Consider the following 25,265-nt stretch of genomic DNA (forward strand, 5'->3'; position numbering starts at 1 on the left):
TACATGAAATTGGTTGTAGCGGTGTTAACAGTACTTATTTCGACATGCTTGTGTGCGATAGGTGGTGATGCAAAAGCAGACGAGCTTGTTGTGAAAGTGGTTGAGCCTTATGCCGACATGCATACAGGGCCCGCTCAAGCCTTTCCTATTTTTCACGCCATCAAAAAAGATGAAGTGATTACCGTGCTGAAATCGCATACGGGGTGGTACAAAGTGCGTACGTCTGATGGCAAAGAAGGTTGGATTGCCAAAACATCACTTGCGGCCACGCTGCATTTAGATAATGCAGAGGTGTTGATCGCGCAAAGTAATTTTGAAGGCTATCAGCATCGTACATGGGAATTTGGTGTTCACGCTGGCAAATTGAAAGATGTAACTGCTATGTCCATCAGTGCCGCATGGGTGCTCACCGACAACATCGCCGCTGAAATTAGTGCCACGCAAGCTCTAGGTGACTTCTCTGATAACAGAATGTGGCTTGTTCGCGTTCAACATTACACCTTTCCAGAGTGGCGTTTATCGCCCTACTTCAGTCTAGGTGCCGGACAAATCCGAACTGAACCTAGCGCTACGCTTGTGCAAAGCGGTGCTGAGTCAAGAACTAACGACCTCCTCGAAGTAGGAGTGGGTGCGCGTTATTACCTACAAAACAACTTTGTAGTTCGCGCGGAATACAAACGCTTAACGGCATTAACCGAGCGTGACGAATTTGAGGAGTTGAATCTATGGACGTTAGGTCTATCCGTCTTCTTTTGATGAGCTTTACCGCTTTAGTGGTATCAGTTGGTGCCGTTGCACAACAAGGCCCCATTATCGAGCCAAACCTTGAACGTCGCGATATACGCGAAGCCGACATTGACAGTGAAAACGTCGAAATTGGCGTGTTTGCAGGTCAGGTGAGTATTGAAGACTTCTCCAGTTCATCGATTGTTGGTGTCAGTTTGGGTTATCACATTACTGAGAATATCTTCGTTGAAGCCACGTATGCACAAGCTGATGCCGGCGAGACAAGCTTTGAGATCCTCTCTGGTGGTGCGCCATTTCTCACTGAAGAAGAACGCGAATACCGTTATTACGACTTATCAGTGGGTTACAACTTTAATGGTGAACTCTTTGTTACTCAAAATACGGTTTTTAATACCGACTTTTTTGTCACTGTAGGCGGCGGTAGCACCGACTTTGGAGGCGAAAGTCAATTTACATTAAGTTTGGGCGCGGGATATCGCGTGCTTATTACCGATTACTTTGCACTGCGTTTAGACGTGCGCGATCGTATCTTCAACAGTGAGATTATTGGTGAAGAGAAAGACACTCACAACATTCAGTACACCCTAGGTGCGACTTACTTTTTCTGAGTAGAATGCTATGAAAATAAAACACTTTGACTCAATTTCTTGCTTAATCGCCTGTGTCACTATCTTGCTGGGACTGGCTTTAACCACGGCAACGCGAGCGGCTGAACCTGCACTCAATACACCTGCAACTGACTTTACGCTAAAAGGTAGAGACGGTGCCAATCATCGCTTAAGTGAAGAGGTGGGCAATATCGTTATAGTGAACTTCTGGGCGTCGTGGTGTGGCCCTTGTCGCGAGGAACTGCCCGCTTTTGAGTCACTGTATCAGGAATATGCCGATTTGGGCGTTACCGTGCTTGGTGTCAATGTTGATGACGATTCAAGTAAAGCTAATGTGCTGCTAAAAGATATAGAAGTGTCATTTCCAGTGCTTTATGACCCAGAGGGTGAAGTAAGCCAGCTATACGATGTTTCAGCGATGCCCACCACTGTTATGATCGATAGGGATGGCAATACGCGACTTATTCACAAAGGCTACAAGTCTGGCGATGAGAAGCACTACGAAAAAGCCATCAAGTCATTGTTGAGAGAATAGCAATGAAGAAGCCCATTCAGATGAGCGCCTTAGCGCTGTGTAGCACACTACTGAGCACCGGTTGCGTAAGCACACTGGAACACTTATCTGACATAGAGCCGTGGGTAAAACCTTACGAGCGAAGTCATCTTGCTGACCCTATCATGAGTGTTAACCGAAACCCTATTGCGACTGCCTATATCAAGCACGTATTTGAAGCACGTGAAGGCGCGCGAGGCGCTGATGGTGGCGCAGGAGGCGGTTGTGGCTGCAACTAACGCTAAAATATGGCAGCGAATGCTTGCGCTGCCTGTCCTGTTCGTAAGTTTAGTGACTACCTGTGCATATTCGGCAGTGCTACCTCAAGACCGCTCTGATGCGATGTATCACAGTTATTCAGGTGATGGTGTAACGATTGATGGGCCTTCGGTACTGTTGCGCAAAAAAATTGGCAACAAAGTGTCGCTGTCGGCTAACTATTACGTTGATACGATTTCTGGCGCCTCAATTGATGTACGCGCACAAGCCAGTGAATATCGCGAAGAGCGTACCGAAACCACAGTAGGTGCTGACTTCCTGCACAATAAAACCTTGATGAACGTCAGTTACACCAATTCCAGTGAAAATGATTTTGAAGCAAACTCTTACCACCTTAGTTTTAGTCAAGACTTCTTTGGCGACCTGACTACCTTAGCCTTAAGTTATTCTCGTGGTGAGGATGAAATTCGCCGCCGCGGAGACGAAAGTTTCTTGGAAGAAGCTACACGTCAGAAATTTGGGTTTGGTCTAACGCAAGTGGTAACCAAAAATCTGATTGTTGGCTTTAATGCTGAGAATATTTCAGATGAAGGTTACTTAAACAATCCTTATCGCGCTATTCGCTACATTGATTCAGACAGTGCCAGAGGCTTTTCATTTACTACCGAAGTGTATCCCAATACACGGGTCAGCAACGCTTTTTCATTAAATGGCAATTACTATTTGCCGTACCGCGCCAGTATTTATGGTGATGTGCGTTATTACTCAGACACGTGGGGCGTTAGCGCAACCAACGTTAAGCTGGGTTATGTACATACGTTTGGCAAAGCGTGGATCGTTGATGCTCATGTGCGTTTGTACCAGCAAGATCAAGCCGATTTTTATCAAGACATCTTTAATCGTGCAGACGAATTTACATTCATGGCAAGAGACAAAGAGCTCTCAACCTATTCAGGCGTTGCAGCAGGTGTCGGGGTGACCTATGAATGGGCATTCTCATCAGACAGCTATGTGGAAAAAAGCACATTCAACCTTGAATACGACTACATGCAGTTCGACTACGACAATTTCCGCGACGCAACAGCGGGTGGTGAAGTGGGTGAAGAAGCCTTGTTCGGCTTTTCTGCCAACGTGATACGCGCTTATGTGTCAATTTGGTATTAGGGAGGGAGCGAAAATGTTCCACAAAGCCAAAACCAAGCCTTCTAAACCCTCAATTTTCGCACGAATAGGTGCGAGGCACTGCGCAATGATAGCTGCACTTGTGATAGCCATTTTTCTTAACCTTGCTTCATTTGCAGCGAAAGCAGAAAGTGTATCGGTAAATAACGATCAACACGTTCCACTGAATACGCAAATCGAAGACCTTAAAAAAGCCCTGATTAATCTCAATCGAGATTTGTTCATTCTTGAGGAAGATTTATTGTTTCCGTCAAGTACACAAGTTGCGGTGTACTTGTCGCTTGATGTGGGTGTGTATTTTCAGCTTGATGCGGTAGAGCTTGTTATTGACGACGAGACTGCCACACATTATCTGTATACCGAGCGTCAGGTAAATGCCTTAAAACGCGGTGGTGTGCAGCGTTTGTATATGGGCAATGTCAATCAAGGGGCCCACCAACTTACGGCCTTTTTTATCGGTATTGGACCTGAAAATCGCCCGTACAAGCGAGCCGTCACTTTGGCATTTGAAAAAGATGATGATGCCCAGGCTGTAGAGCTCAAAATTACTGATTCAAGTGCCAAACACCAGCCCGAATTCACTGCTACTGTCCTTTAGGTCGCGCCGAGTATGAAGAAGCAGCTCACCCATTCAACCACAGCCTCGGTGATGTTACGTTTACGACAATGGCCTGCATTGTGTGCTTTGGTGTGCTTGCTTATGACATTACCCGCCTACAGTGCGGATGAATACGCATCGTCTAATGAGGACCCGGTAAGCGAGCAAGCGCTAAAAAAACGACATGATGTAGCATTGGGTGAAGTGGTGTACTCGCTTTACGTTGATGACGCGCTTACCACGCTCAGTAAAATGGCGATGGTGGAACAAAAAGCCGAAAACAGTGTTGTGCAAAACAATCCAGCGACGACACACGCTGATATGTTAAGTCTGCTAAAGGGCGGCGTTGCACTGGGTTTTGGCATGCCGCATCTCGCACAGCAAAAGCTCTTTTCACAAGCTCAATCGTTACAAGACGGGCAGCGTCCTTTGGCGTGGTATTGGCTTGCCCGACTTAACTTTTCTCAAGCACTTGGCTCTAATGGTTCATCTAACGGCTTGCAAGCTGGGCTAGATGCATACAATGCGTTTGTTTCAAGCCTTGAAGCATCGGATAGCGAGCTTGATGAATTGCTGACACCAGCCCAGTGGTACGAATTAAATTATGAGGCTGCGCAGGCGTCTATGGCACTAACTAAAGGAGCCATGTCTACCGACAATACAGCCAATGCTGCACACCCAGGTATTGAACGCTTTATTGCGGTATTACCTGAAAGTCATATCGCGCGGCAGTACCTTGGTTATAACGAGGCGGTGAGTGCTTTTGAGCGCGGCGATTACGCATTGGCAGATCAGCGCTTTAAGCAGTTGGCCAATGCGTTATCAGGGGAACTTGAACGCGAGATAAGCGCTAGCGGTTGGTTTTCATGGTTAAATTGGTGGCAAGATAAGCGTGATGAGAGTGTGACAAAACACGAGACTCACGCGTTACTTAATGAAGTACTACTAGCGCGCGGTCAAACCTTATTGATGCTCGGTGAACAAGAACAAGCACTCGGCGTGTTTGACGCTATCGACACTGACATATATGCCAATGACGTGCGCGCTCAACAAACCGATACTGCCCAAAGCACAGTATCAGAGAAGGGTAGCGAACAATCGCTTATTCGCGATGAGGCATTACTGCACTATGGCTGGGGTTTGGCGCAATCTGGCGACTGGCCCCTAGCCATGGGCGTGTGGAGCTTCTTGTCTGAGCAAGACAACAATCTTTACACGCTGCAAGCAACGCATGCGCTGGCGTATGGTTATGCCCAGCAAGGTGGTGAGGTGCAAGCTTACGCTACATTGCAATTGCTCCTTGCCAAGTTAACGGTTGTTATTGATGAATTAGAACTACTTTCAAGACAGATAGAACAAGAACGATATTGGCAGAGCGTGGCATTGGGCGTGAATACGTTACAGATAGACCAAGCTGAAACGATGCGTACAAGCAATCAAGCTCCTCGACATCAAGTTAATGGCGTATCTACACACGGGGCATCTGTTACAACACCTTGGCAATCACTTTGGCCTGCTTCACACAAAGATTTATTGATGGATCTAATTACCGATACAGCCACTAATGCAGGTAATCAAGGGCAAGACCAGCTAGAAAATTTAACGTCTTTGTATCACATACAGCGCCAACTGCTAGCGCAGCGAAACCTGACAACAACGTTTGATGTGTTACTTGATGAGCGAGAGCAAACTCACAAAGCGCGCGTTGCCAATCATCAATCTCAGCGCTCTGAAGTGCAATTGGAGCAGGCACAAGCGATGTTTACATCGTTAGAGCAGCGCATTGCTCTTGCCGAGCAACACACTAATCTGCCTGTAGGTGAGAGTACAAATGATATATGGCTGGCGGGGTTAGCGACCTTCGCTAACGCAGAGCAATTAGCATGGCTTAACCGGTTATCAAATGCAGAGCAACGCCTAGCGCGGGTGTCAAAAGAGCGCACTGTGCGTCCGGCCTACGGCGAACGTCTAGCGCGTATAAAAGGCGTACTGGCATGGCAGCTTTCTGAGCAATACCCCAAAGCGCGTTGGCAACACAAAAAAGCCTTGGATGAAGTGGCCGAGCGTTTATATGATGCTAAGCGTGCACAGCTTAACTTCTCTACCTTACTTGCCACACCTAATATCACCAATGCACAGCGCGCTAACGTTCAATCGCTGCAAGCGCGAATTGACACTCACTTAGAAACAACATCGCAGCTTATTATGAATGTTGAGGTTTCCCTTACCGATAAGGCGTTAGCCGCAATTGAGGCGCGCAAAACGTATTTAGCTGAGCAATATGCGCTCAGCCAGCTTGCTATGGTGCAGCTGCGAGATGGCGATAGCAACGCGCCGATTGTTGGTGAGAACGAGGAGAATAGAAGTGAGTAGGCCTGTTCATCGCCTGTTGTCTATGGCTGTTGCCAGTACGCTAATCACGGGCTGTGCGTACACCTCTTTGACTGATAAAAACCAACAAGCCAAAGGTGCTCAAAATGCCTTAGTAACGTCATTGGGTATAAAACGCATTGTGGTAGAAAAAACGCAACTTGAACCCGCCGCATTAAGCGAAATTCGCGATGGTTATGCAGAGTTAGTAGGGCAGTTTTCAGAGAGAGGGCTTGCCCAGCAGCTTGAATTGCGACTAGCTGATGTAGAAATGCTATTAGCCGAAGAGCGCCAAGTATCTATTGATGCCAGCAATTCGGGGGGCACCTATCAACATGCGATAAGCGCATATCAAAACATCTTGGTTAAGTACCCCGATGAAGCGTCAAAAGAAGCCGTGCTTTATCAGTTATCGCGAGCCTATGACTTGCAGGGCGAACGCGAAAAAAGCGTGGCTGTGCTAAACGTGTTGCTAGAGCTTTTCCCCGCATCACAGCATGCGCCGGAAGCGTGGTTTAGGCAGGGTGAGGCCTTCTATGGTCAGGCAGAATATGCCAAAGCCGCCAATGCTTATGCACAAGTGCTCGCTAACAGTGAGAACAACAACTTTTATGCTATGGCGGCCTATATGCAAGGGTGGGCGTACTATAAATTGGAAGCCTACGATAAGGCACTAGCTTCATTTGATAGCATGCTATTGGCAAGCTTTAGTGATGAAACGCTGCAGAAACAGGCGGTATCAACTTCCGTGTTACCTGCTCCCGTATTACCTGCTCACGTGTTACCTGCTCCAGCACAGCTGTCTAAAGGTCAGCAAAAACTAGTGAAAGACAGTTTACGCATGATGGCGACGCTGTTTTCTTATCGCGGTAACGGTGAAGCTATCGTCGATTTCTATAACGTACGAGGTAACCAACCTCATAGCTATTTGGTTTACAACGAACTTGCGCAGCAGCACTTAGATAATGATCGCTACCTGGATGCCGCCGAGGCATACCACGCTTTTGCAAGTCATTTTCCTGCACACCCTGAAGCTGTAGCCTTTTATGTTAAACACATAGACGCCTTTATTCTGGGTGAATTCCCCAGTGAGGTACTAAATGCAAAAGCAGGCTTTGTAGACACTTTTGGCGCCACAACAGGTCAGTATGCGACCTTGCCAGATTATGTACAGCAGGATGCAAGACCTTATCTTCATCAGTATTTAAGAGAGTTAGCGCAAACACAGCACAGTTTTGCGCAGCAACTTAACACTCCCACAAAACGACATACGCTTACACCAACATTGCGCGGCCTTAATGAGGATGCATTACGCAAAGAGGCCAGTGCCGCATACGCCAAAGCTCAAGGTTATTATCTTGCCTTTATTGATATGTTCCCTGACGATGAACTTGTTGCGCAAATGCAATTCAATCTAGCAGAGAGTTACTTTGAGTCAGCGCAGTATGAAAATGCTATCACACACTATGAAGCGTTCGCGTACACATTCAGTGACCATGAGAAAGCCAGTGATGGTGCATACAGCGCGTTACTTGCATTTAAGGCACTTTCAGAAAAAACGCTTTCAGACGAAGTAGCGAATACGTCATTGCAAGGGTTAAAAGCAAAGCAGCGACAAAGTCAGCAACGATTTATCGCAACGTTTAGTCGCGATAGCCGAGTAGTACCGGTAGTGCAAACGTTAATGCAAGAAACCTTTGATGAAGCGCAATTTGAACAAGCACTGTCCTATAGCGATTGGTTACTCAACCCACCTAGTGGCACCACCGGCAGTATTGATGAGCAAGTGCGCCTATCCGCATTCTTAGTGAAAGCCCATAGTTTATTTGGGTTGAAGCATTATGTTGAGGCAGAAACAGCCTATGCCATGTTGCTTGCCGATACCCAAAAATGGGGTATCGCTAAACAAGATGCGCTCACACAAACGCTGACTCGAAACTATGCTATTAGCATGTTCAAGCAGGCAGAAGCTGCTGTAGGGCAAGATGATTTATCTCAAGCAGTTACTCACTTAACCAGGCTAATGCGTAATACACCGAATATCGATATTCGCGTTAATGCACAATATGATGCAGCCAGTTACTTGATGACGCTTGAACGCTTTGATGAAGCGCAAGCCTTACTTGAAGACTTCGAGCAACGTTTTCCTTTACACGAACTTACACCGACAATTGAAGGGAAGCGGTTGTTCGTGTACGAGAATACCGAGCAATGGCAAGCCGCTGCCAACGTGCTTTATAACCAATATGAGCGCAACAAAAGTACCGATGCAGGACGAGAAGCCCTATTGCAGGCGGCAGAGTATTTTGAGTTGGCGGGTAATCGCGCGGCATCGCTACCCGCTTATAGAACCTACGCGCATGCTTACCCAGCACCTTTTGATACGGTGATGGAGGTGAGGTTTATTATGAGTGAGTTCTATAAACAAAGTGGAGAGGATGCCAAGCGCCGTTTTTGGCTTGATAAGCTAATTAAAGGACATGATGGTGCTGGTGACAACGCAACACCGCGTTCTCAAACATTGGCCGCTATGTCTGCCATGGTGTTTGCCGAAGATGCGAAATACGTGTTTAACCGCATAAAGTTAACCCAGCCGCTTAAAGCCAGTTTGACGAAAAAACGAAAAGCGTTAACGCAAGCCGTAGAAGCACACAATAAAGTGCTGTCATACAAGGTAAGAGAATACGCAACAGTGGCAAATCATCAGTTAGGTGCGTTATACCGTCAGCTTGCCAACGACTTAATGGCCTCACAACGCCCGAGCAACTTAAACGCGCTAGAACTAGAACAATATGAGTTGCTACTGGAAGAGCAAGCTTACCCTTTCGAGGAACAGGCTATGCAGGTATATGAAGTCAACGCTAAACGCAGTTGGGACGGGGTTTATGATGAATGGGTTAAGGCCAGTTTTGCTGAGCTCTCAGCGTTAATGCCAAACCGTTATCGCAAGACAGAAAAAGTGGAGGCACTCAGTGTTGAAGCATATTAACCCCTTTTGTTGCCTTGTAGCGGTGGTGATTGGCTTAAGTTTGAGTGGCTGTACAAGCACACCTTCTGAAATTCAGGTGAATGAACATCAATCACTAGGTGAAACGAGTGGTGTAAACCAAGATGTGGTCAACACCACCGACAATACCGCCAGTGCGGTATCGCAAGATGCACATTTAGCACAGCAGTTACGTAGCTCTGAAAACTACTATACCGCGACCAAGCGTGTATTTTCTGAAGAAGAAGCGGCGCGTTTCAACCTTGCTCTTGTCCACTTTGGCGATGGAGAGTTTGACAAAGCTACACAGGTTGCCGAAGGACTTATTGAGGCTAATCCTACCGCGACGCCTTCACCTCAGCCTTCATCTTCACCATCTGCTGTGTGGGTATTACTTGGTGATATCGCACGCGCATTGGACGACAACAACTTGGCGATAGCACACTATACCCAAGCTGTTGACCGTAACCAATACAACTATTATGCACTAAACCGTCTTGGGACATTAGCGCGAGAAAATGGCGAATTTCAGCAGGCACAGCAGTACTACTTGAATGCGATTAAGGCCTGGCCAGGCTATCAAAATGCACATTATAACCTAGGTATCTTGCTTGATCTGTATGTGGGGGATAAGGTGTCTGCCCTTGAATATTACGGTAATTACTACGCATTGTTACGCTACCCTGACACCCAAGCCGACCAGCAGGTGGACATGCGTTTGGTTAAGCAAGTCGAGCGCTGGATAGCGGATGTTAACCGTCAAATTCCAGCCACGGCGAGAGGAAGCAGCGATGAATAAATATCAAAAGTTGGTTGCTTTGATGATGGTGCTTGCCACCGTTGGTCATGTTCCCCCAATGAAAGCACAAGAAGTGCAAAATGATGATGCGCCTTTGCGGCTTGAGGCAACAATACGCGGTGACAAAGAGCAGCCTAGGGTATTAAGTATTGTACCTTGGCAGTTACCCGCTCATCGCAATATAGAAGGCACATTGTCTTGGAAGCCACAACAAGCTACTCCCACACCCCTTGAAAGAACGCAGTTTTTACGCAAAATGGCGCTCTCTCAGCAATTTAGTAAGCAAGCGCTTACTAATCAAAAATAGAGCGCCGTAAGAACGCATTAGGTATTAATTCTGCCAACGATGTGGTGACCCAGATAACCTATAGACCGCAAGAATGCGATACAACTAACACTATGTAGCGAACACTATTTTCGCTGTTAATTGTTAAAGAGGAAAAATCATGCAGGTCTTCGATGTTATTGTGCGTTTCTTTCAAGAAGGCGGTTCATTTATGTTCCCCATTGCGGTAGTTCTTGCCATGGGCGTAGCCATCGCAATAGAGCGGTATTTCTTCTTATCATCAGCGAAACGGACCAATAAGCGCGCCTTTGCTGAGTTAGAACCTTTATTACATCAACAAAAATACGATCAAATTCGCCGAATGGGCGAACAAGACAGTGCGCCTATTAGCCGCGTGATTGGCGCTGGTATTGCGCGACTTCAAGTTAGTCCACGTCGTGAAGATATTGAATATGCGATGGAAGAAGGGCTGATGGAAACGATTCCTCGCTTGGAAAAACGTACACCGTATTTAGGTACGCTGGCGAATATCTCAACATTGCTGGGCTTGCTAGGTACTATTATCGGTCTTATTGCTGCGTTCTCAGCGGTTGCCAACGCAGACCCTTCCGAAAAGGCGAGCCTACTTTCACAAAGTATCTCGGTTGCGATGAACACCACTGCATTTGGCCTTATTGCCGCAATTCCTTTACTGGGTTTTCATTCGGTATTGCAAACCAAAACGACAGAAATTGTAGATAGCATGGAAATGGCTGGGGTGAAGTGTCTGAATGCCCTAATGGCGAAAAGCTCGGTAGCGCCACGAAGCCGCCAATCTGACGAGTAATCGATTATGTTAGGCAGACGTAAACGCCTCGAAAAAGCGGATGCTGAACTGGATATCACGTCATTCTTAAACTTAATGATTGTTCTGGTTCCCGTGCTCTTAATGATGATGGTTTTCTCGCGAATTACGGTAGTTGAGCTAAAACTACCGGGCCTGAGTGCCCTTGGTGAGGGGGAAAGCATTGAGCAACAACACATTGAGGTGGTGGTAACTCCACAAGGTAGTGCGGTGTACTTTCCGTCAGGATATCTAGTGTCGCAGTTACCGGTATTGGAAGATGCAAATACCGGTGAGATAGTGCAAGACTGGGATGGGTTACAACAAGTTCTTAAGCAATTGAAGCAAACCTTACTGGCCAAGAATACGCAAAAAGATGACATTGCATTGATGGTGTCAGATAACGTTGACTATCAAACCTTGATCACGCTGTTATCGCGCACACGCTCTTACAAAGACGTAGTAGCCGCTTCTGTGGTTGATGCTGCGCTCTTTCCCGAGGTGTCATTTGCAGAAGTACCTGAGCACATGGCACAAATTGACTGGTCGCAGGCTAAAAAGCCTGAATACAGTGCGACACAAGGGGAGACGCCATGAAGCAGTCAGTACGAGCTAAACGTATGGCGCGCAATCATAAGCGCAACTCAAAACAAACAAAGCTTAGCTTAGTGTCACTAATGGATATCTTCACAATTTTGGTGTTCTTTTTAATGCTAAATGCATCAGATGTGCAGGTGCTGGATAACCATAAATCGGTCACCTTACCAGAGTCAACATCCGACACGCCCGCGAAAGAAACCTTGTTAATACTTGTGAATAACGACGCTATTGTGTTGCAAGGGAAGAAAGTGACCGATGTAGACAGCGCACTTCAAGATAACCAAGATACAATTTCAGCACTGGCAAAAGAACTTGAGTATCACAACCAAAAACGTCAAAAAAGTGCGGTGATGCAACAGGCAGTAACAGCGAAGCAAAGCGATGCCGCAGGCCAAGCGATTACCATTATGGGTGACAGATCTGTGCCTTATGCAGTGCTTAAAAAGGTGATGTACACCTGTGCCGAGGCAGGTTATACCGATGTGTCATTAGCTGTTGAGCAACTACTTAGTAGCGAGGGTGAGGTATGAGCAGTAGCTACTATCAAACCCAATTACCTTGGGCATCAAGTGACAATGACAACAAAACGTTTTCACGGATTACCTATACTTGCTTAGGTTTAACCCTGATGTTTGCGCTTGTTGTGCAGTGGGTACAATTGCCAGAGCAAACGCGTGAAGAAAAAGAATCAATTCCCCCGCAGTTGGCCAGAATTTTAAAGCCTGTTACACCACCCCCTCCACCGGTGGTAGAGCCTGAACCGATAGTAAAAGAGAAACCACCAGTCGTTGAAACGCCGCCAGAGCCCAAACCAGAACCTAAACCTGAACCCAAAAAGGTTAAGCCAGAACCCGCGCCACCAGTGCCAAAAGTGACCCAAGAAGAAAAGGTCGCCCAAGCTCGTGAAAATGCTAAAAAGACCGGTTTGCTTGCCTTTGCGGATGACATTGCCAGCATGCGCAACGACATGAATGTCAATAATATGGCCAATACTCAAACCATTGAAGGGGCGGGTAAGCAAGAACAATCCTCGCGCAAACGGATTGGTCAAGAGGTCGCAACCACCACGAGTGGTGGGCTGAAAAACGCAGAAATCAGTCAAAATATTGGAGCTCGTGGTGAATTAGCGGGCAGGAAAACCACCGAATTTTCTGCACCTGAAGAGGGCGCCGCGTCGCTTGCGAGCAAGCGTATAGTGCAAGAAAGCCTAATAGTGGGCGACCGTGATATAGAGCTCATCCGCAAGACACTAGATGCCAACAAAGGTGCCGTGTATTCATTGTATCGTCGTGCACTGCGTCAAGATCCTGCGCTTGAAGGTAAGGTAACAGTGAGCCTTACTATAGAGCCAGATGGTAGCTTGTCGGATGTCACGCTTATTAGCAGTGAACTCAACAACGATGCGCTTGAAAAGAAATTGTTGGCGCGTATTGGCATGATTAATTTTGGCGCGGCAAATGTTAAACAAACCAAATTAGAATACGCATTTAACTTCTTACCTTATTAGATTCTATTGTTTTTCGAAGGGCGCTTTCGTTTGAAGTGCCCTTCGATGCGGTTATTGCTACCAAGAACCATACATAGGATTGGGTAAGATAAACAGTGACGTTCCCGTTTGAGGTGAAAGTGCATTAACGTCCGCAGACTCTTGGGTAACACCGGCAAAGTCTTCAATGTTGTCACCTATTTGCATGATGATCGCATGTGGTTTCTGCCACCCACGGTTAGCATCGTCGATACTGCAAACTGCCTCGCCATTGGTAAGCTGCTGTCTACGTAAGTCTTTGTCGTTCACAATACCTGTTTGCCCAACAACGTCCTTATCTCGCTGAACTCTTCCCATCACACAGGTGTTTTGAGGCGTTAACGGTAGCGACTGCGCCAATAGGTTTTCCCATGTGTAGCTGTCTAGGCGTTTGTCTCTATTAGTGATAAGTGCGACTTTACCATCTCGTGCGATGACTTCTTTTAAAAACTCAGCCACACCAGGCACAAGCGAGGCTTCTTTGCGCTTTACCCACGCTTCCCAACTTGACGGCGAATAACCCAAACCTTGTGACTCTCGTTCACGCTGATACTGACTGTTGTCGAGTACCGTTTCGTCCACATCCATTACCACTACGTCTGTGGCATTAAATTGAGCTGGGAGCGCGTCAATAGCTTGTGCGTATACAAATTGACTTAACAATGGGTACTCTTTACTTTCTGTTTGATAAACCACAGCGGTGGAAAGAGAAGGGCTTTCTTTAGGGCCCTGCAGTGAAGTCGAAGTTGTGCTTGTACATGCTGTCATTGTCGCTGCAACGCCAGCTGCCACCACAGCGCGTACTAAATTTGAATGTGAAGATGTTAACGTCAACGTAGTTTCCTTAACTGAATTGATGAGTTGTCACTGTTGTATGACTGCTGTATCAATGCTGTATTGGGCGCACTAGTGTGAATTAATCGCACCGCTTATCTCTGCAACAGCATCATGCGCATGTAGACTTTCTTGATGTTCTACTTTGACATGAAAATAGGTGGCGTGAGAATACGTAGACAGCGCATCATGTAGTCGTCTTACCGCATCTTCTACAAACATTAAGTTTTGCGCATTTCGTCTAGCGAATTCTTGCTCATCTTCCCGTTTTACCGCTGTTTGTAACGGTGTCGCTAGCGTATTTTCAGCTAGGTCAATAATGTCAACAAAGTCTGGTATCGTGCTCTCCATCAAGTTTAGCGTAATATGTGCAAAAGAGCGCTGCGCATGCGCTGTGGCAATGCTCGCCTGTTTAGACGCAAGCCATTCGCTTACCACATTTGTATCAAGCGGTTTATTTTCAAACTGCGCCTGGAATGCTTCTGCCAGCGCTTGCCTCGATAGCGATGCCGAGCAAGGACAAGTACTTGAATAGGGAATACTGATACATAGCTGTGTTCGAATTTTTCCCCCGTCGTTCTTTAATGTAAGTGCTGCATCATAATGCTGATAGCCCGCAGTTTTACTGATAAGAGCTGGTCTTGATACGGTAAGTGTAAATTGCATAGAGAGTGTTGCAGATGTACTCAGCCCTGCCTGAGACGATACCAACGCATCCATTAACTCACTCAGTTGTATGTTGCCAAGTACCTTATTACTAAGGTGTTCTTGCAGTAAATTGTACAATCGCGACATATGAATACCCTTAGCATGAGGGTCGTCAAGACTTACCGTTACATTTGCCTTCGCTGTACTGGCAATAACGGTGCCTTTGCTATCGAGAATGGTCAATGGAAGTGCAATACCTTGCATACCAACCGCGTCAATCCGAGAGCTGGAAAAAGAAGAAGACTCGTGTGTGATATCGGGCAAGACAGAAGAAGTGTAATTAGACAAGGTAATCTCCCTAATTTATGTATCGTTATAATATAACATAATAAAGGAGGTGTTTGTCACATGGCACATGGCACAATAGCCAAATGAGCACAAAACAGAGCAGGGAATATCTGCTCTTTCTTAGCTCTTAACGCAATTTTGGAGAGGGTTATGGCAAAGGTATAAACTCGCGGTCGTCCCCCGGTATTGTTGGAAACTGTCCATTTGCCCAGTGCTGCTCAGCCTCTGCAATCTTTTCTTTTGAATAGGCCAAGAAATTCCATTTTAAAATAGGTTGTTTTGCCAGCTTTTGGCCGCCTAACAAAAAGTAGCGACTATTCTCTATCGTTACAATCTCACTTTCATCATCAAGCAATACAAATGAACCCGCTTCAAATGTGCTTTCGCCTATTTTGACGCGCCCCGAAATGACATAACAGGCTGTTTGTGAGTCGCCACAAGGGCGCTCAATAGCCGCGCCTGCCTCGGTGATAACGTCCAAATAGAACATAGATGAATAGGTTTTCACTGGTGAGGTGTAGCCGTAAGCCTCACCCGCTATCAAGCGCATAAGCACCTTTTCTCTGTGAATATAGGGCAGCTACGCTTTATTAATGTGAATAAAGCTGGGCTCCATATCCGCCTTTTCTTCAGGTAGTGCTATCCAACACTGAAGCCCGTTTAATACGTGGTCGCTACCACGGGTCTCAATGGTTTCATGTTCAGAGTGCACAATTCCTTTGCCCGCGGTCATCCAGTTTACATCGCCCGGCTGAATTTCTTGAATAGTACCCAAGCTGTCACGGTGCAGCATACTGCCTTCCATCAGATAACTAATGGTAGCAAGTCCAATGTGTGGGTGAGGCCTAACGTTGATGCCAGAACCAGCGGGAAAGTGCGGCACTACCCGATGTAAAAAGTTGAAGCGCGGTTTGCCTTTCTAAAGGTGTACTGCCTAATGCAAAACCCCCTACGGTTTTTCCAGTAACCGCCCAATAGTAGGTCGCCCAAGGGTTAAAACTAGATACCCTTGTACCGTCAGTGCCAAGCCCTACGGTAATTCCGGCGTCTATCATCGCTTGAATGGGAGGCGTACGAGCGGCTTGGGCTTTGCCATAGCGCGAAACAAAATCCTCACCCGCAAAGGCCATGCGACCTTGCACTGCTATAGCGCCTCCCAGTTTTTTAATTCGCGCTAGGTTCGTATCAGACACGGTTTCGGCATGATCAATAATCCAGCGCACGCTATCAACGCGCTGCGTGTTATGAATATGCTCAAGTACATTCAAAATACGAGTAATCGACTCATCATAAGTCGCGTGCAAGCGAAATGGCCAGCCCTCTAGCAGGTGCAGACGAATAACTTCTTCAAGGGCATGTTCCGCATCATCAGGAAGTTCGGGTCTTGGCGCGCGAAAGTTTTCATAATCTGATGCTCTATAAGTCAAAAGTTCCCCACCACCCTCTATCACATAGCCATTTTCAAGGTGTGAATGGTGGTTTTCATCAGCTTCAAACGCATGCATCCACTGCATAAAGTTAAGCATTTCTTTAGCAGGAACCTGCGGAAACAGATAGTTAGATACTCGAATAGGTAATTCACCTTGTTTCGCCAATGTCTCGCTGGCAATGTAATCATCGGGAAAGTTGTGGCCACCGCCTCCCGCATCAATCACGCTGGTTACGCCAAGGCTTAACAGCTTACGATAAAACTGGCGGCTTGAATTAAGCTGCTGGTCAGTTGTCATTTGAGGTAGTGCGGCAATAGTCTTGTAAAGAATCATCGGGTTGGGCTGAGCAAGTAAAACACCGGTAGGGTTACCTGCTGCATCACGTTCTATCACACTGCCTTCAGGCGCTTTGGTATCTTTGTTAATGTTAAGTACTTCTAGTGCCTTTTGATTGAGTACACCACCGGAATAGAGGTGTAGAACGAATACAGGCGTATCTGGCGCAATCGCTGTTAGCTCCTGTGGTGTTGGCAAACGTTTTTCTTCAAATTGGTACGGGCTGAAGCCGCCGACTACGCGAACCCACTGGCCTTTAGGCGTGCGTTCAGCCTGCGCTTTTAGCATAGCTAGCCCTGCCTTGAGTGATGTGATGCCTTCCCAGCGGGTTTCTAGATTGTAAAAGCGCCCACCTCGCGTCACGTGAAGGTGAGAGTCGTTTATTCCTGCTATAAGGCGCTTTCCTTTGGCATCAATAACAGTGGTGTTGTTATCTGCCTGCGATAATAGTAAGTCTGAACGGTTTGAGAATTCGCTAAATACGCCATTCTCAACACTAAGTGCACGGTATTGTTTTGTGTCTGCTGCAGTAATATTGGCGTTAACTACGACAAGTTCTGGCGCAGCCATTATGCCTGGACTTATCAATGCCAAGGCAACGCTGGCGATACTTGCTATACCAGCAAAGCGCTTAGTAAAAGTATTCATATTAAAGGTTCCTTAAGTATCGGGCTGTTACTAGGGCGTAGCAGTTTTGCCACTTTGGGATGAAAAATAGGTGGCCAAGGCGTCGATGTCGTCATCACTTAACCCCGATGCATTTGGGCGCATAATGCTGGCCATTCCACCTTTACGCGTGCCATCTCTGTATGCCTTTAAGGCATAAACTAAATATTTTTTATTTTGACCCGCTAAATTCGGATTGCTTTCTATTGGTGAAATACCCGTTTCACCGTGACAGCCCATACAGTATTGAGCAAGCGCGTAGCCTTTGTCGTACGCAGTAGAATTTGAGTTGGCGTAAGCGTTTGAAAATGACAGTGGTGAAAGTACAAACAGCGTGGCTAAAGATAAAGTCGATAAGGTTTTCATGGCGAGCCCCTCGGATGAGTTAGATGTACGTATCAGGTGAGCGAAAGCCGCTCACCTGTTTGACAAGGCCTACTGACCTTCTTTCGCGTTGAACATTTCTGTTGCGTAGATAAGACCTAAGCCGTATCCGCCAGCATGCTCTTTAGCAATGTTTGTTACGTCAACGTAGGTATCAGTGCGAGCCCAGTCACGTTGTAGTTCAAGTAGATACTGCAACCATGTGATAGGTTGTGCGCCTGCTTGAATCATGCGCTGAACTGCCATGTCATGAGTTTCTTTCGATACACCACCTGATGCATCTGTAACAAAGTACACTTCGTAACCTTCTTCAATTGCCGATAATACTGGGCCTACGCCACATACTTCGGTCCAAAGTGCTGCAATAACAATTTTATTTTTCTTAAATTGTTTTACTTTGTCTGTAACACGTTTGTCTTCCCATGTATTCATCGTGGTACGGTCAATAGGACGTTGCTCTGGGAATACAGCTTTTAACTCTGGAAACAATGGGCCGCTAAATGACTTTTCAGCTACAGTCGTTAAAATCGTTGGCACGTTGAATGCCTTTGCTGATTTTGCCAGACCAGTCACATTATTACGTACGTCTTCAATTGAATGAGAGCGAGTTGCAAAAGCCATTTGTGGCTGATGATCAATCAAAATAACAGTGTGGTTGTCAGGTGTGAGTAAGCTCTTGGCTGGCTCCCCCGCGTGTACTGAAGGTGCTAGAAGGGTTAAGCCAGTTACAAGTGCCGCTACAGATTTCTTAAAATTGAACATTGTATTTTCCTCTTGGTAAAAAGTGTTGAAGTACTTCGTTAACCTCGAGATAAATATTAGGTTCTATTTGTTGTGTTTAAAATGTTCAAAAAATACATCAATCGTTCTAAAAATTAGATTATTGGTTTACGCAAAGTCTACTAAGTCTGTTCCGAAGAAGTTGTCGATAACGCAGCGCCATTCACCTGTTAATTGTTTTTGCATAACATACAGTGCTTTTTTCCCCTCACAAGGTAGAGCGTTAGGTGTAGATTTTGGCACCAAATACAATTTGGCGATGACTAGGGCAACATCGCCGGCCTCTATCACTATTTCATCACCCGTGGTAACCAGGTGTTCTGGCATAAACTTCTGCTGAAATTGCTGCAAAGCACTTACACAATCATGGTGTTCAGTATTGTCAGCAGATAACTGGCTTAATGGGGTAGCAACAACTTTTGCACGGCTACCGTAGCAACTAGACAGTGTATCGTAGTCACCATTGTTAACTGCGTGGTGAAGGGTATGCAAAACCTGAGTTATTGAAGTGTTCATGGCTGTCGTCTCTTTGTTTTCCGCCAATTCGAGCCATAAAAAAACCCGCCTTGGCGGCGGGTTTCGTGGAATTCTTAATTACGCACTAGCTGACCCGCCATTTTGGAATAATAGCGAGAATAATAATGTTAAGTGTTGCTAGTGAACTTACGGCGCTATCGCGCATAACTATATTTACCTGTGTTTTGATAGTTCGAGTATTCAACGACGGGTAAGCAAAGTCAACTTTTTAGCGCGTTAATGTTGCATGCAATGTAATTAGATGACGGCGGCAGTGTCACTGCCTTTAGGCTTCGAAGATAAACATTGCTTGCAGCGTTCGCTGCTTTAAACATTGAGTAATATCGCTGTCAGTAAAACCATTGTTGAAGAGTACTTGTCGTGCAATCCGTTTGGCAGCTTTGGTACTTTGCTTATCAAGAAGTGCATTAAACGCGTTATTGAGATGGTGCGAAGGTTTTGAAGGTGAGAGCATGATATTTCACCGCGTAGTGCGAACGTTATTTAAACGGTACGGCTGGAAGAAATGATCAGAAAAAGGTCAAAAAAAAGGACGCCTGGTGGCGCCCTTAGGTATTTTTTTGCTAAAACACTATTAGCCGTTGAATGACTTATTGTATTGCTTAGCAAACTTTGCCAATGCCATACCGTTACAAACAACCTGCTTTGGGTTTACTTTAGTAAGGAAACGACGCTTAGTTTGATTAAATGCAGTATTTGATGTTGCTGCCGCAATGCATAGTTTGCTTTCGCTAGATGCATTTGTATTTTCGAAAATTGCATTAATATTTGTATTGCTAGATTCTTGCTTTTTGTACGTGCGAGCGAACTCTGCAATGGGCGTGTCGTTACAAAGTACTTCGTCTTTGCTTAGCGCGCGGATGTTGTTGTCGCGAAGTACGTCTTCTAGAGAGCTGTTAGATTCTACAGCAGCTACGCAAGCCTTTGTAAATTGAGAGTTATCGCTTAGTTCGAACTCTAGAGCGTTAGCAGTAGAAGCGACAAAAGCAAGAGTAAGTAACGGCGCAACAAATTTAAGCATGACAATTCCTAAAACAAGTAGTGTTAAACAAATAATAATCAAAAGTTGTGCGCATTTTAATCATAAATTAGGATTGCACAATTGAGTTAAATTGTAATTTTGCATTAGTTTTTATAATGCAAATCGCATTTGCCTGTAACAATTGTTGAGAGGGTGTTAAATGGAATATCTGATTGCGTTAATAACCGCCGAAGGGGCACTAACACCTTTTTCAAGTTGCTTGCTTATTCTCACTTCTTTTTTTACATCGCTGATGACCGCGACACTAGGTATTGGTGGCGGCGTTTTGTTACTTGCCGTTATGGCCGGGACCATGCCTGTCAGCGCACTTATTCCGGTGCACGGACTAGTACAGCTTGGTTCGAACGGAAACAGAGCGTTAATGACTTTAAAGTTTATTGACTGGCAAATGCTGAAGTTTTTCTCTATTGGCGCATTGATAGGTGCTGTGATGGCGTCATTTATTGTTGTGCAATTGCCTTTGGTGTTTATTCAGTTTGCGGTTGCCGGCTTTATTTTGTTTTTGGTGTGGGGTAGCAAGCCTAAGGCGCAAGAAATGTCTGCTGCAGGCAGAGCGTTAGCTGGCCTTATTACAACACTTGTATCGATGTTTGTGGGCGCGACAGGCCCTCTTGTGGCGGCATTTGTGCATAGAAATAACTATAGCAAAATGCAGATCACGGGCACTTTCGCCAGCTGCATGACATTTCAACACGGATTAAAGGCCTTTGTGTTCACGTTTGTGGGTTTTTCGTTTGTGCAGTGGGGCGGCATTATTATCGCCATGATTGCCAGCGGCGCGATGGGTACATTTATTGGGCTTAAAGTACTCAAGCGCGTGCCCGCTGACAAATTTATGTTGGCGTTTAAAGTTGTGGTGACGTTACTGGCCTGCCGTCTTATTTTTCAAGCGATAACGAGCTTGCTGTAACAGACAGGCCACAAAGACGGTTAAAATTGATAACGCATCGAAAGCTGCCATTCTCGACCTGCGCCGGGCACTCTCTCGCCCTGAGGGAGTTCGCTTCCCATAATTCGATTTATGCCTGCGGTATGCGGTGCATAGTATTTATCGAAGGCGTTGTTGAGTCGTGTGGTTACAACGAGCTCTGGCAGAATTTGCCATGACGCATTAATGTGAATAAGACCAAAACCCGCCGTAATTTGTTCGTTTTGAAGCGCAGATACATGGCTTTGGCGACCTGAGAGCTCTGATATTAGCTGCATAGTTAACGGCGCGTTGCCAAGCGACGTTTGCCAAGACACCGTGGTAATGAGTTGTTCAGGTGCAATGCGAAATAGCGCGTCGTCAATATCATCTCGGTTACCGTGCTGAACGCTTGCAACGGCATTAACGTTCACGCTTTCGGTAAGCTGACCGTGCAGTTCAACATCTATCCCTTTAATAACGGCATCCGTGTTAGTCCACTGAAAAGGTGCCATGCCTGTCATCATGGTCGACACCATATTGGCCGCCATATTCGTACTTGGCATACCAGTAATATAGTTTTCAACATCTTGATAGAAAAAACGCGGTGAGAATGTCCATTTATCCGTGTGTACATCAATGCCCAATTCAATTTGGCGCGCGGTTTCATTGTCCAAATCAAGATTGCCAATGTAATTGAAACCGTCTGCCATACCGCCAGTAATGCCCAATGGTAGCCAGGTATAACGCTCAAAATAGGTTGGTGCGCGATTTTTCTGAGACGCACCGATCACTATATGCGTATTGCGACTCACGCGGTATTGAAACGTCGCCGCGATATCCAGCATATTGTACGTTTCATCTTGTGATGACTGGTTAAAATTGTCTACCAATGTAGCGATAGCACTGTTCATCATCACCATGTTTGAATTGACAGGGTCAGCGTCCATGTCTATCCGCGTGAATCGTGTACCAAGGGTGGTAAGGTAACGCTCTGTATCTCTATTCCATTGAGCAAAAATACTTGCGATATCACGCTCGGTATTGATGAAATTGTTTACAAAGAACGCGGCATTATTAGGGTTGGTAATGATGGAGTTATTTCTATTGTGCAGAAGGTTTGTGCCAAGGGTTAATTCGCCATCTTGCCACGGCATCACATACGTGACATCTATACCTTGGGCCACCGAATCTGTATCGTTTTGGCGCGCCATCGCTGGCATCATCAGCGGTCGTTGTGAAAAGTTATCCATAGTGTGCTGATTGTCATTACCGAATACACTTAACGTCAAATAAGACGCATCTGACTGGTTGTAGCGATAGCCAAACCGATACCACGCAGCGTCAATAAAGGCGATATCCATTGCCAGCGCTGGAGTACCGCTTTCATTGGTGTTGAGGTTCTGATAGCTAATATCAACTTGGTGTTTACCCCACTCGTAACCTGCGCGCAGCTTTACCCCGTTGCGTTGGTAGTGAGCATTGGGTATCAACATACCATCTCCGGGCTCTCGCTCATCGCGCTGCTGATGGATAAATGCAGCGCTTACAAATGCATTGTCAGCATTAAATAATCCACTGCCTTGATATTGCTGCCCACTCCCCGGCGACACTACGCTTGCGCTGACACTACCTTGAAATTCATTGCCATTGGGTACATTGGCATAATTAAACAGGTTATGTGCGTCAGACTGGATATGAAGCTGACCTCCGATGGTTTCTATACCTGCGCTTACCGGGGTAATGCCGCGATATAACGTGGCTGTCATGCCAGGCTCCGGCAATACATGGGACAGCGGCGAGTCCATCGCATTGGGCCCTGCGCCGTTGATATTTACGCCGTCTATAGTCACGCCCACGCGGGGGCCAAACATGCCACGGTATTGAATTAACGCCGTTACCGGGCCATTGCGGGCAATACTCAACCCTGGAAGTGTAACAAGCTGATCGCCAAAATCGGCCTGGTTGTTGGTTAACGAGGCAATAGTCTCGCTAGTACTCAAGGTAATAGGTGAACCAATAACGGTAATAACTTCTGTGCTGTTTTTATTGTCGTGTTGTAGGGTTTGTGCGACCCCCACAGGCGAAGAAAGTGCACTAGCAAGCGCCAGCGCGACAACTGTTTTTTTCATAACAAATCCAATTAGTGTTGATAGGTATTTATGTGTATTGGAGGTAAGTTATGAGCGTGGTGGTGCACGGCTAAGCGGTGCAGCATAAGCAAAAGCAGTGTATGGTTGCTGAGCAATACGCGCAACCAGCGCTTGATAGCGAATGCTTTCGATGTTTGCCAAGTCTGACGTGTCGATGTCGTCTGATTGAGGTAGGTCGGCTAAGGTACCGTTGGTACAATCTACGCTTTGTGCTGGGGCTTTGAGTAGCTCCGGGCTGATAAAAACAAACTCACCCTCAAGCTCTGTGGCGCTTATCGAAATGTAGCGCATGGTTTTGCCAGTACATATCAGCTCGATATCGTCACCGGTAAAAGCCTGCGCTTGCTGCATAGAAAACGCGGCAAGGCCCAATGCCAATGCATTTTGCATAAGCAGAGTAAGGCAAAGTACGGTGGTGATGGTATATCGAGTCAGCATTGATACCCGCAAAAAAGTTAGCGCTTTTTCATAATAGCGTCAGCATAAAGTAAATTACCAGCTAAAAAATTAGGTGTTGCGAAGCCATTTACAAAGGCCCCTTCAAAGATGGGGCTTTAACCTTAACACCAGCCTTTTGCAATTTCCGATAGAGCGTGCGAGCACTTACATCCAGTGCGCTAGCAAGCCCCGCAACATCGCCTTGGTATTGGTAATAGGCATCGCTGATATACTGTGACTCTAGTTCTTCAAGGGTCAGCAGTAGTGAACGATCTGGTATTTGTTGGCTTACGTCGCTATCTGACGCGCGTTGTGTTTCAAAAAGTTGTTCTGGCAAATCTTTTTCGTAAATAACACTGTCGTCTGCCAGTAAACTCGCTTGTTCTATGATGTTTTTCAGCTCTCTAATATTTCCTGGGAACGAGTACGATTTTAGTTTTGCGAGTGCTGCCTTGTCGAATCGCTTAGTAGGAAAGCGATTAGTGTGAGGCCGATGCGTTTGTGGTAGCGCCGCTAGAATATGATTGGCAAGTAGTTCAATATCGTCTTGTCGTTCACGTAATGCCGGTAGCGTAATGGGAAAGCCGGCGATGCGGTAGTAAAGGTCTTGTCTAAACGTACCTTGTTGCACCATCTCCTTAAGGTTTTTGTGGGTGGCGCATACCAAACGAAAGTTAGCTTGTTTTACGTTAACGCTACCGACTGGACGATAGGTCTGGGTCTCGAATAAACGCAATAGCTTTACTTGCATACTTAGCGGTACATCACCTATCTCGTCAAAAAACAAGGTGCCGCCTTCTGCTGCATCTACTAACCCCTTTTTGTTGGTTGTTGCGCCAGTAAATGCGCCTTTTTCATAGCCGAATAATTCGCTCTCAAACAGGCTGTCTGTTAAACCTGTGCACTCAATAACCACAAAGGGTTTTTCAGCCCGAGCGCTTGTATCGTGAAGTGCCCGGGATACGAGCTCTTTTCCCGTCCCCGTCTCACCGTGAAGCAACACGGCAATATCTGCACTGGCTGCACTGGCTGCACGGTTTATTTTGTTAAGCATAATTTTAAATGCGTTTGATTCGCCGACCATCTTCCCTGGTGCTGGACGATTTGATGCAAATGATAGCTTGTCTAATACTTCGAGATAGCCCAGCAAGCTTCCCGTGCTGTCATAGATGGGGCGCATGAGAATGTCGCAATAGCTTTGCCCCTCGTTTGTGGCGTGAACATGTACCACGCTAGCGGGGCGTTTAGTATCTTGGCAGACCTTTATGGGGCATTGCTCGCCGCATTGATCACAAGGCTTTGTGTTGCGATGGGAAACGCTGAAGCAAGTGCTATAGCCAAGCTTTATATCCACTGGGTAAGTGTCGCGATAGGGTTTATTAACAGCTTCAATAATATAGCTCTGATTGATAAAAATGGCGGGTTTATCGATTGCGTCAATCATGGCTTGCACGATGGAAATATTC

Annotated in this window: 28 protein-coding genes; 15 read left to right on the forward strand and 13 right to left on the reverse strand. The window is 46.2% G+C overall.

All coding sequences use genetic code 11. From position 1 onward, the window contains the following. The first annotated feature begins 3 nt into the window (after positions 1 to 3). The 14 genes from LHL20_RS01130 (at position 4) to LHL20_RS01195 (ending at position 13,278) form a co-directional block, all read left to right on the forward strand. The gene (locus LHL20_RS01130) at positions 4 to 756 is read left to right on the forward strand and encodes an SH3 domain-containing protein (RefSeq protein WP_226431912.1); all 753 of its coding nucleotides are present in this window, start codon (positions 4 to 6) and stop codon (positions 754 to 756) included. Further along, on the forward strand, positions 726 to 1,355 hold the full coding sequence (locus tag LHL20_RS01135; RefSeq protein ID WP_226431913.1) for an outer membrane beta-barrel domain-containing protein: 630 nt from the start codon (positions 726 to 728) through the stop codon (positions 1,353 to 1,355). Before LHL20_RS01130 ends, LHL20_RS01135 begins: the two co-directional genes overlap by 31 nt. A 10-nt stretch (positions 1,356 to 1,365) precedes the next feature. Next, complete coding sequence (locus tag LHL20_RS01140) at positions 1,366 to 1,890, forward strand: TlpA disulfide reductase family protein (RefSeq protein ID WP_202262815.1); 525 nt, start codon at positions 1,366 to 1,368, stop codon at positions 1,888 to 1,890. 2 nt (positions 1,891 to 1,892) lie between these two features. Continuing rightward, positions 1,893 to 2,147 carry a DUF4266 domain-containing protein gene (locus tag LHL20_RS01145; protein WP_202262814.1) on the forward strand — a complete coding sequence of 85 codons (255 nt, stop codon included), beginning with the start codon at positions 1,893 to 1,895 and terminating at the stop codon, positions 2,145 to 2,147. After that, complete coding sequence (locus tag LHL20_RS01150) at positions 2,134 to 3,291, forward strand: DUF3570 domain-containing protein (protein WP_232369621.1); 1,158 nt, start codon at positions 2,134 to 2,136, stop codon at positions 3,289 to 3,291. The genes LHL20_RS01145 and LHL20_RS01150 overlap by 14 nt, the downstream gene beginning before the upstream one ends. Before the next feature lie 85 nt (positions 3,292 to 3,376). Beyond that, on the forward strand, positions 3,377 to 3,907 hold the full coding sequence (locus LHL20_RS01155; protein WP_202266129.1) for a hypothetical protein: 531 nt from the start codon (positions 3,377 to 3,379) through the stop codon (positions 3,905 to 3,907). 12 nt (positions 3,908 to 3,919) lie between these two features. Continuing rightward, positions 3,920 to 6,280: a hypothetical protein gene (locus LHL20_RS01160; protein ID WP_226431914.1), complete on the forward strand. Its 2,361-nt coding sequence runs from the start codon at positions 3,920 to 3,922 to the stop codon at positions 6,278 to 6,280. Further along, entirely contained in the window at positions 6,273 to 9,266 is a 2,994-nt protein-coding gene (locus LHL20_RS01165; protein WP_226431915.1) for a tetratricopeptide repeat protein, read from the forward strand. The genes LHL20_RS01160 and LHL20_RS01165 overlap by 8 nt, the downstream gene beginning before the upstream one ends. Then, positions 9,250 to 10,062: a tetratricopeptide repeat protein gene (locus LHL20_RS01170; RefSeq protein ID WP_226431916.1), complete on the forward strand. Its 813-nt coding sequence runs from the start codon at positions 9,250 to 9,252 to the stop codon at positions 10,060 to 10,062. The genes LHL20_RS01165 and LHL20_RS01170 overlap by 17 nt, the downstream gene beginning before the upstream one ends. Next, positions 10,055 to 10,369: a hypothetical protein gene (locus LHL20_RS01175; RefSeq protein WP_226431917.1), complete on the forward strand. Its 315-nt coding sequence runs from the start codon at positions 10,055 to 10,057 to the stop codon at positions 10,367 to 10,369. The genes LHL20_RS01170 and LHL20_RS01175 overlap by 8 nt, the downstream gene beginning before the upstream one ends. 139 nt (positions 10,370 to 10,508) lie before the next feature. After that, the gene (locus LHL20_RS01180) at positions 10,509 to 11,174 is read left to right on the forward strand and encodes a MotA/TolQ/ExbB proton channel family protein (RefSeq protein ID WP_202262810.1); all 666 of its coding nucleotides are present in this window, start codon (positions 10,509 to 10,511) and stop codon (positions 11,172 to 11,174) included. 6 nt (positions 11,175 to 11,180) lie between these two features. Beyond that, complete coding sequence (locus tag LHL20_RS01185; RefSeq protein ID WP_226431918.1) at positions 11,181 to 11,768, forward strand: biopolymer transporter ExbD; 588 nt, start codon at positions 11,181 to 11,183, stop codon at positions 11,766 to 11,768. Beyond that, on the forward strand, positions 11,765 to 12,301 hold the full coding sequence (locus LHL20_RS01190; RefSeq protein WP_226431919.1) for an ExbD/TolR family protein: 537 nt from the start codon (positions 11,765 to 11,767) through the stop codon (positions 12,299 to 12,301). Before LHL20_RS01185 ends, LHL20_RS01190 begins: the two co-directional genes overlap by 4 nt. Then, positions 12,298 to 13,278 (forward strand): AgmX/PglI C-terminal domain-containing protein, encoded by a 981-nt coding sequence (locus LHL20_RS01195; protein ID WP_226431920.1) that lies wholly within the window; start codon positions 12,298 to 12,300, stop codon positions 13,276 to 13,278. Before LHL20_RS01190 ends, LHL20_RS01195 begins: the two co-directional genes overlap by 4 nt. 57 nt (positions 13,279 to 13,335) lie before the next feature. Here LHL20_RS01195 and LHL20_RS01200 read toward each other — a convergent pair whose 3' ends face one another. The 10 genes from LHL20_RS01200 to LHL20_RS01245 all read right to left on the reverse strand — a co-directional run bounded on the left by LHL20_RS01200 (position 13,336) and on the right by LHL20_RS01245 (position 20,280). After that, on the reverse strand, positions 13,336 to 14,130 hold the full coding sequence (locus LHL20_RS01200; protein ID WP_226431921.1) for an HAD family acid phosphatase: 795 nt from the start codon (positions 14,128 to 14,130) through the stop codon (positions 13,336 to 13,338). A gap of 72 nt (positions 14,131 to 14,202) precedes the next feature. Then, a complete protein-coding gene (gene folE2 / locus LHL20_RS01205; protein WP_226431922.1) occupies positions 14,203 to 15,126 on the reverse strand; it encodes a GTP cyclohydrolase FolE2 in 924 nt (307 codons plus the stop codon). A gap of 148 nt (positions 15,127 to 15,274) precedes the next feature. Beyond that, positions 15,275 to 15,676, reverse strand: a complete 402-nt coding sequence (locus tag LHL20_RS01210) for a pirin-like C-terminal cupin domain-containing protein (RefSeq protein WP_226431923.1) — start codon at positions 15,674 to 15,676, stop codon at positions 15,275 to 15,277. Positions 15,677 to 15,706: 30 nt separating this feature from the next. Then, the gene (locus LHL20_RS01215) at positions 15,707 to 16,009 is read right to left on the reverse strand and encodes a pirin family protein (RefSeq protein WP_226431924.1); all 303 of its coding nucleotides are present in this window, start codon (positions 16,007 to 16,009) and stop codon (positions 15,707 to 15,709) included. After that, complete coding sequence (locus tag LHL20_RS01220) at positions 15,972 to 17,540, reverse strand: amidohydrolase (RefSeq protein WP_226431925.1); 1,569 nt, start codon at positions 17,538 to 17,540, stop codon at positions 15,972 to 15,974. The genes LHL20_RS01215 and LHL20_RS01220 overlap by 38 nt, the downstream gene beginning before the upstream one ends. 30 nt (positions 17,541 to 17,570) lie before the next feature. Next, complete coding sequence (locus LHL20_RS01225) at positions 17,571 to 17,924, reverse strand: c-type cytochrome (protein ID WP_226431926.1); 354 nt, start codon at positions 17,922 to 17,924, stop codon at positions 17,571 to 17,573. Positions 17,925 to 17,993: 69 nt separating this feature from the next. Next, complete coding sequence (locus LHL20_RS01230) at positions 17,994 to 18,704, reverse strand: hydrolase (protein ID WP_226431927.1); 711 nt, start codon at positions 18,702 to 18,704, stop codon at positions 17,994 to 17,996. Positions 18,705 to 18,830: 126 nt separating this feature from the next. Next, entirely contained in the window at positions 18,831 to 19,238 is a 408-nt protein-coding gene (locus LHL20_RS01235; protein ID WP_226431928.1) for a YybH family protein, read from the reverse strand. A gap of 286 nt (positions 19,239 to 19,524) precedes the next feature. Then, a complete protein-coding gene (locus LHL20_RS01240; protein ID WP_226431929.1) occupies positions 19,525 to 19,713 on the reverse strand; it encodes a hypothetical protein in 189 nt (62 codons plus the stop codon). 120 nt (positions 19,714 to 19,833) lie between these two features. Then, the gene (locus LHL20_RS01245; RefSeq protein ID WP_226431930.1) at positions 19,834 to 20,280 is read right to left on the reverse strand and encodes a hypothetical protein; all 447 of its coding nucleotides are present in this window, start codon (positions 20,278 to 20,280) and stop codon (positions 19,834 to 19,836) included. Between the two features lie 160 nt (positions 20,281 to 20,440). Here LHL20_RS01245 and LHL20_RS01250 point away from each other — a divergent pair, with 160 nt between their 5' ends. Continuing rightward, complete coding sequence (locus LHL20_RS01250) at positions 20,441 to 21,211, forward strand: sulfite exporter TauE/SafE family protein (RefSeq protein ID WP_226431931.1); 771 nt, start codon at positions 20,441 to 20,443, stop codon at positions 21,209 to 21,211. 20 nt (positions 21,212 to 21,231) lie between these two features. On the opposite strand, the gene LHL20_RS01255 is transcribed toward LHL20_RS01250, so the two are convergent. The 3 genes from LHL20_RS01255 to LHL20_RS01265 form a co-directional block, all read right to left on the reverse strand. Further along, the gene (locus LHL20_RS01255; protein WP_226431932.1) at positions 21,232 to 23,340 is read right to left on the reverse strand and encodes a TonB-dependent receptor; all 2,109 of its coding nucleotides are present in this window, start codon (positions 23,338 to 23,340) and stop codon (positions 21,232 to 21,234) included. A 48-nt stretch (positions 23,341 to 23,388) separates the two neighbouring features. After that, positions 23,389 to 23,799, reverse strand: a complete 411-nt coding sequence (locus tag LHL20_RS01260) for a hypothetical protein (protein ID WP_226431933.1) — start codon at positions 23,797 to 23,799, stop codon at positions 23,389 to 23,391. Positions 23,800 to 23,887: 88 nt separating this feature from the next. After that, positions 23,888 to 25,243, reverse strand: a complete 1,356-nt coding sequence (locus tag LHL20_RS01265) for a sigma-54 interaction domain-containing protein (protein ID WP_226432022.1) — start codon at positions 25,241 to 25,243, stop codon at positions 23,888 to 23,890. Positions 25,244 to 25,265: the final 22 nt, after the last annotated feature.

The sequence above is a fragment of the Alteromonas sp. McT4-15 genome (genome assembly GCF_020515205.1).
Classification (GTDB): Bacteria; Pseudomonadota; Gammaproteobacteria; order Enterobacterales; family Alteromonadaceae; genus Alteromonas.

Excerpts from the sequence above, each read along its gene's own strand:
- LHL20_RS01130 (WP_226431912.1), top strand. The coding sequence starts at position 4 with ATGAAATTGGTTGTAGCGGTGTTAACAGTACTTATTTCGACATGCTTG.
- LHL20_RS01135 (WP_226431913.1), top strand. The coding sequence starts at position 726 with ATGGACGTTAGGTCTATCCGTCTTCTTTTGATGAGCTTTACCGCTTTA.
- LHL20_RS01140 (WP_202262815.1), top strand. The coding sequence starts at position 1,366 with ATGAAAATAAAACACTTTGACTCAATTTCTTGCTTAATCGCCTGTGTC.
- LHL20_RS01145 (WP_202262814.1), top strand. The coding sequence starts at position 1,893 with ATGAAGAAGCCCATTCAGATGAGCGCCTTAGCGCTGTGTAGCACACTA.
- LHL20_RS01155 (WP_202266129.1), top strand. The coding sequence starts at position 3,377 with ATGATAGCTGCACTTGTGATAGCCATTTTTCTTAACCTTGCTTCATTT.
- LHL20_RS01160 (WP_226431914.1), top strand. The coding sequence starts at position 3,920 with ATGAAGAAGCAGCTCACCCATTCAACCACAGCCTCGGTGATGTTACGT.
- LHL20_RS01175 (WP_226431917.1), top strand. The coding sequence starts at position 10,055 with ATGAATAAATATCAAAAGTTGGTTGCTTTGATGATGGTGCTTGCCACC.
- LHL20_RS01180 (WP_202262810.1), top strand. The coding sequence starts at position 10,509 with ATGCAGGTCTTCGATGTTATTGTGCGTTTCTTTCAAGAAGGCGGTTCA.
- LHL20_RS01185 (WP_226431918.1), top strand. The coding sequence starts at position 11,181 with ATGTTAGGCAGACGTAAACGCCTCGAAAAAGCGGATGCTGAACTGGAT.
- LHL20_RS01190 (WP_226431919.1), top strand. The coding sequence starts at position 11,765 with ATGAAGCAGTCAGTACGAGCTAAACGTATGGCGCGCAATCATAAGCGC.
- LHL20_RS01195 (WP_226431920.1), top strand. The coding sequence starts at position 12,298 with ATGAGCAGTAGCTACTATCAAACCCAATTACCTTGGGCATCAAGTGAC.
- LHL20_RS01210 (WP_226431923.1), bottom strand. The coding sequence starts at position 15,676 with ATGCGCTTGATAGCGGGTGAGGCTTACGGCTACACCTCACCAGTGAAA.
- LHL20_RS01220 (WP_226431925.1), bottom strand. The coding sequence starts at position 17,540 with ATGAATACTTTTACTAAGCGCTTTGCTGGTATAGCAAGTATCGCCAGC.
- LHL20_RS01225 (WP_226431926.1), bottom strand. The coding sequence starts at position 17,924 with ATGAAAACCTTATCGACTTTATCTTTAGCCACGCTGTTTGTACTTTCA.
- LHL20_RS01230 (WP_226431927.1), bottom strand. The coding sequence starts at position 18,704 with ATGTTCAATTTTAAGAAATCTGTAGCGGCACTTGTAACTGGCTTAACC.
- LHL20_RS01235 (WP_226431928.1), bottom strand. The coding sequence starts at position 19,238 with ATGAACACTTCAATAACTCAGGTTTTGCATACCCTTCACCACGCAGTT.
- LHL20_RS01240 (WP_226431929.1), bottom strand. The coding sequence starts at position 19,713 with ATGCTCTCACCTTCAAAACCTTCGCACCATCTCAATAACGCGTTTAAT.
- LHL20_RS01245 (WP_226431930.1), bottom strand. The coding sequence starts at position 20,280 with ATGCTTAAATTTGTTGCGCCGTTACTTACTCTTGCTTTTGTCGCTTCT.
- LHL20_RS01250 (WP_226431931.1), top strand. The coding sequence starts at position 20,441 with ATGGAATATCTGATTGCGTTAATAACCGCCGAAGGGGCACTAACACCT.
- LHL20_RS01255 (WP_226431932.1), bottom strand. The coding sequence starts at position 23,340 with ATGAAAAAAACAGTTGTCGCGCTGGCGCTTGCTAGTGCACTTTCTTCG.
- LHL20_RS01260 (WP_226431933.1), bottom strand. The coding sequence starts at position 23,799 with ATGCTGACTCGATATACCATCACCACCGTACTTTGCCTTACTCTGCTT.
- LHL20_RS01265 (WP_226432022.1), bottom strand. The coding sequence starts at position 25,243 with ATGATTGACGCAATCGATAAACCCGCCATTTTTATCAATCAGAGCTAT.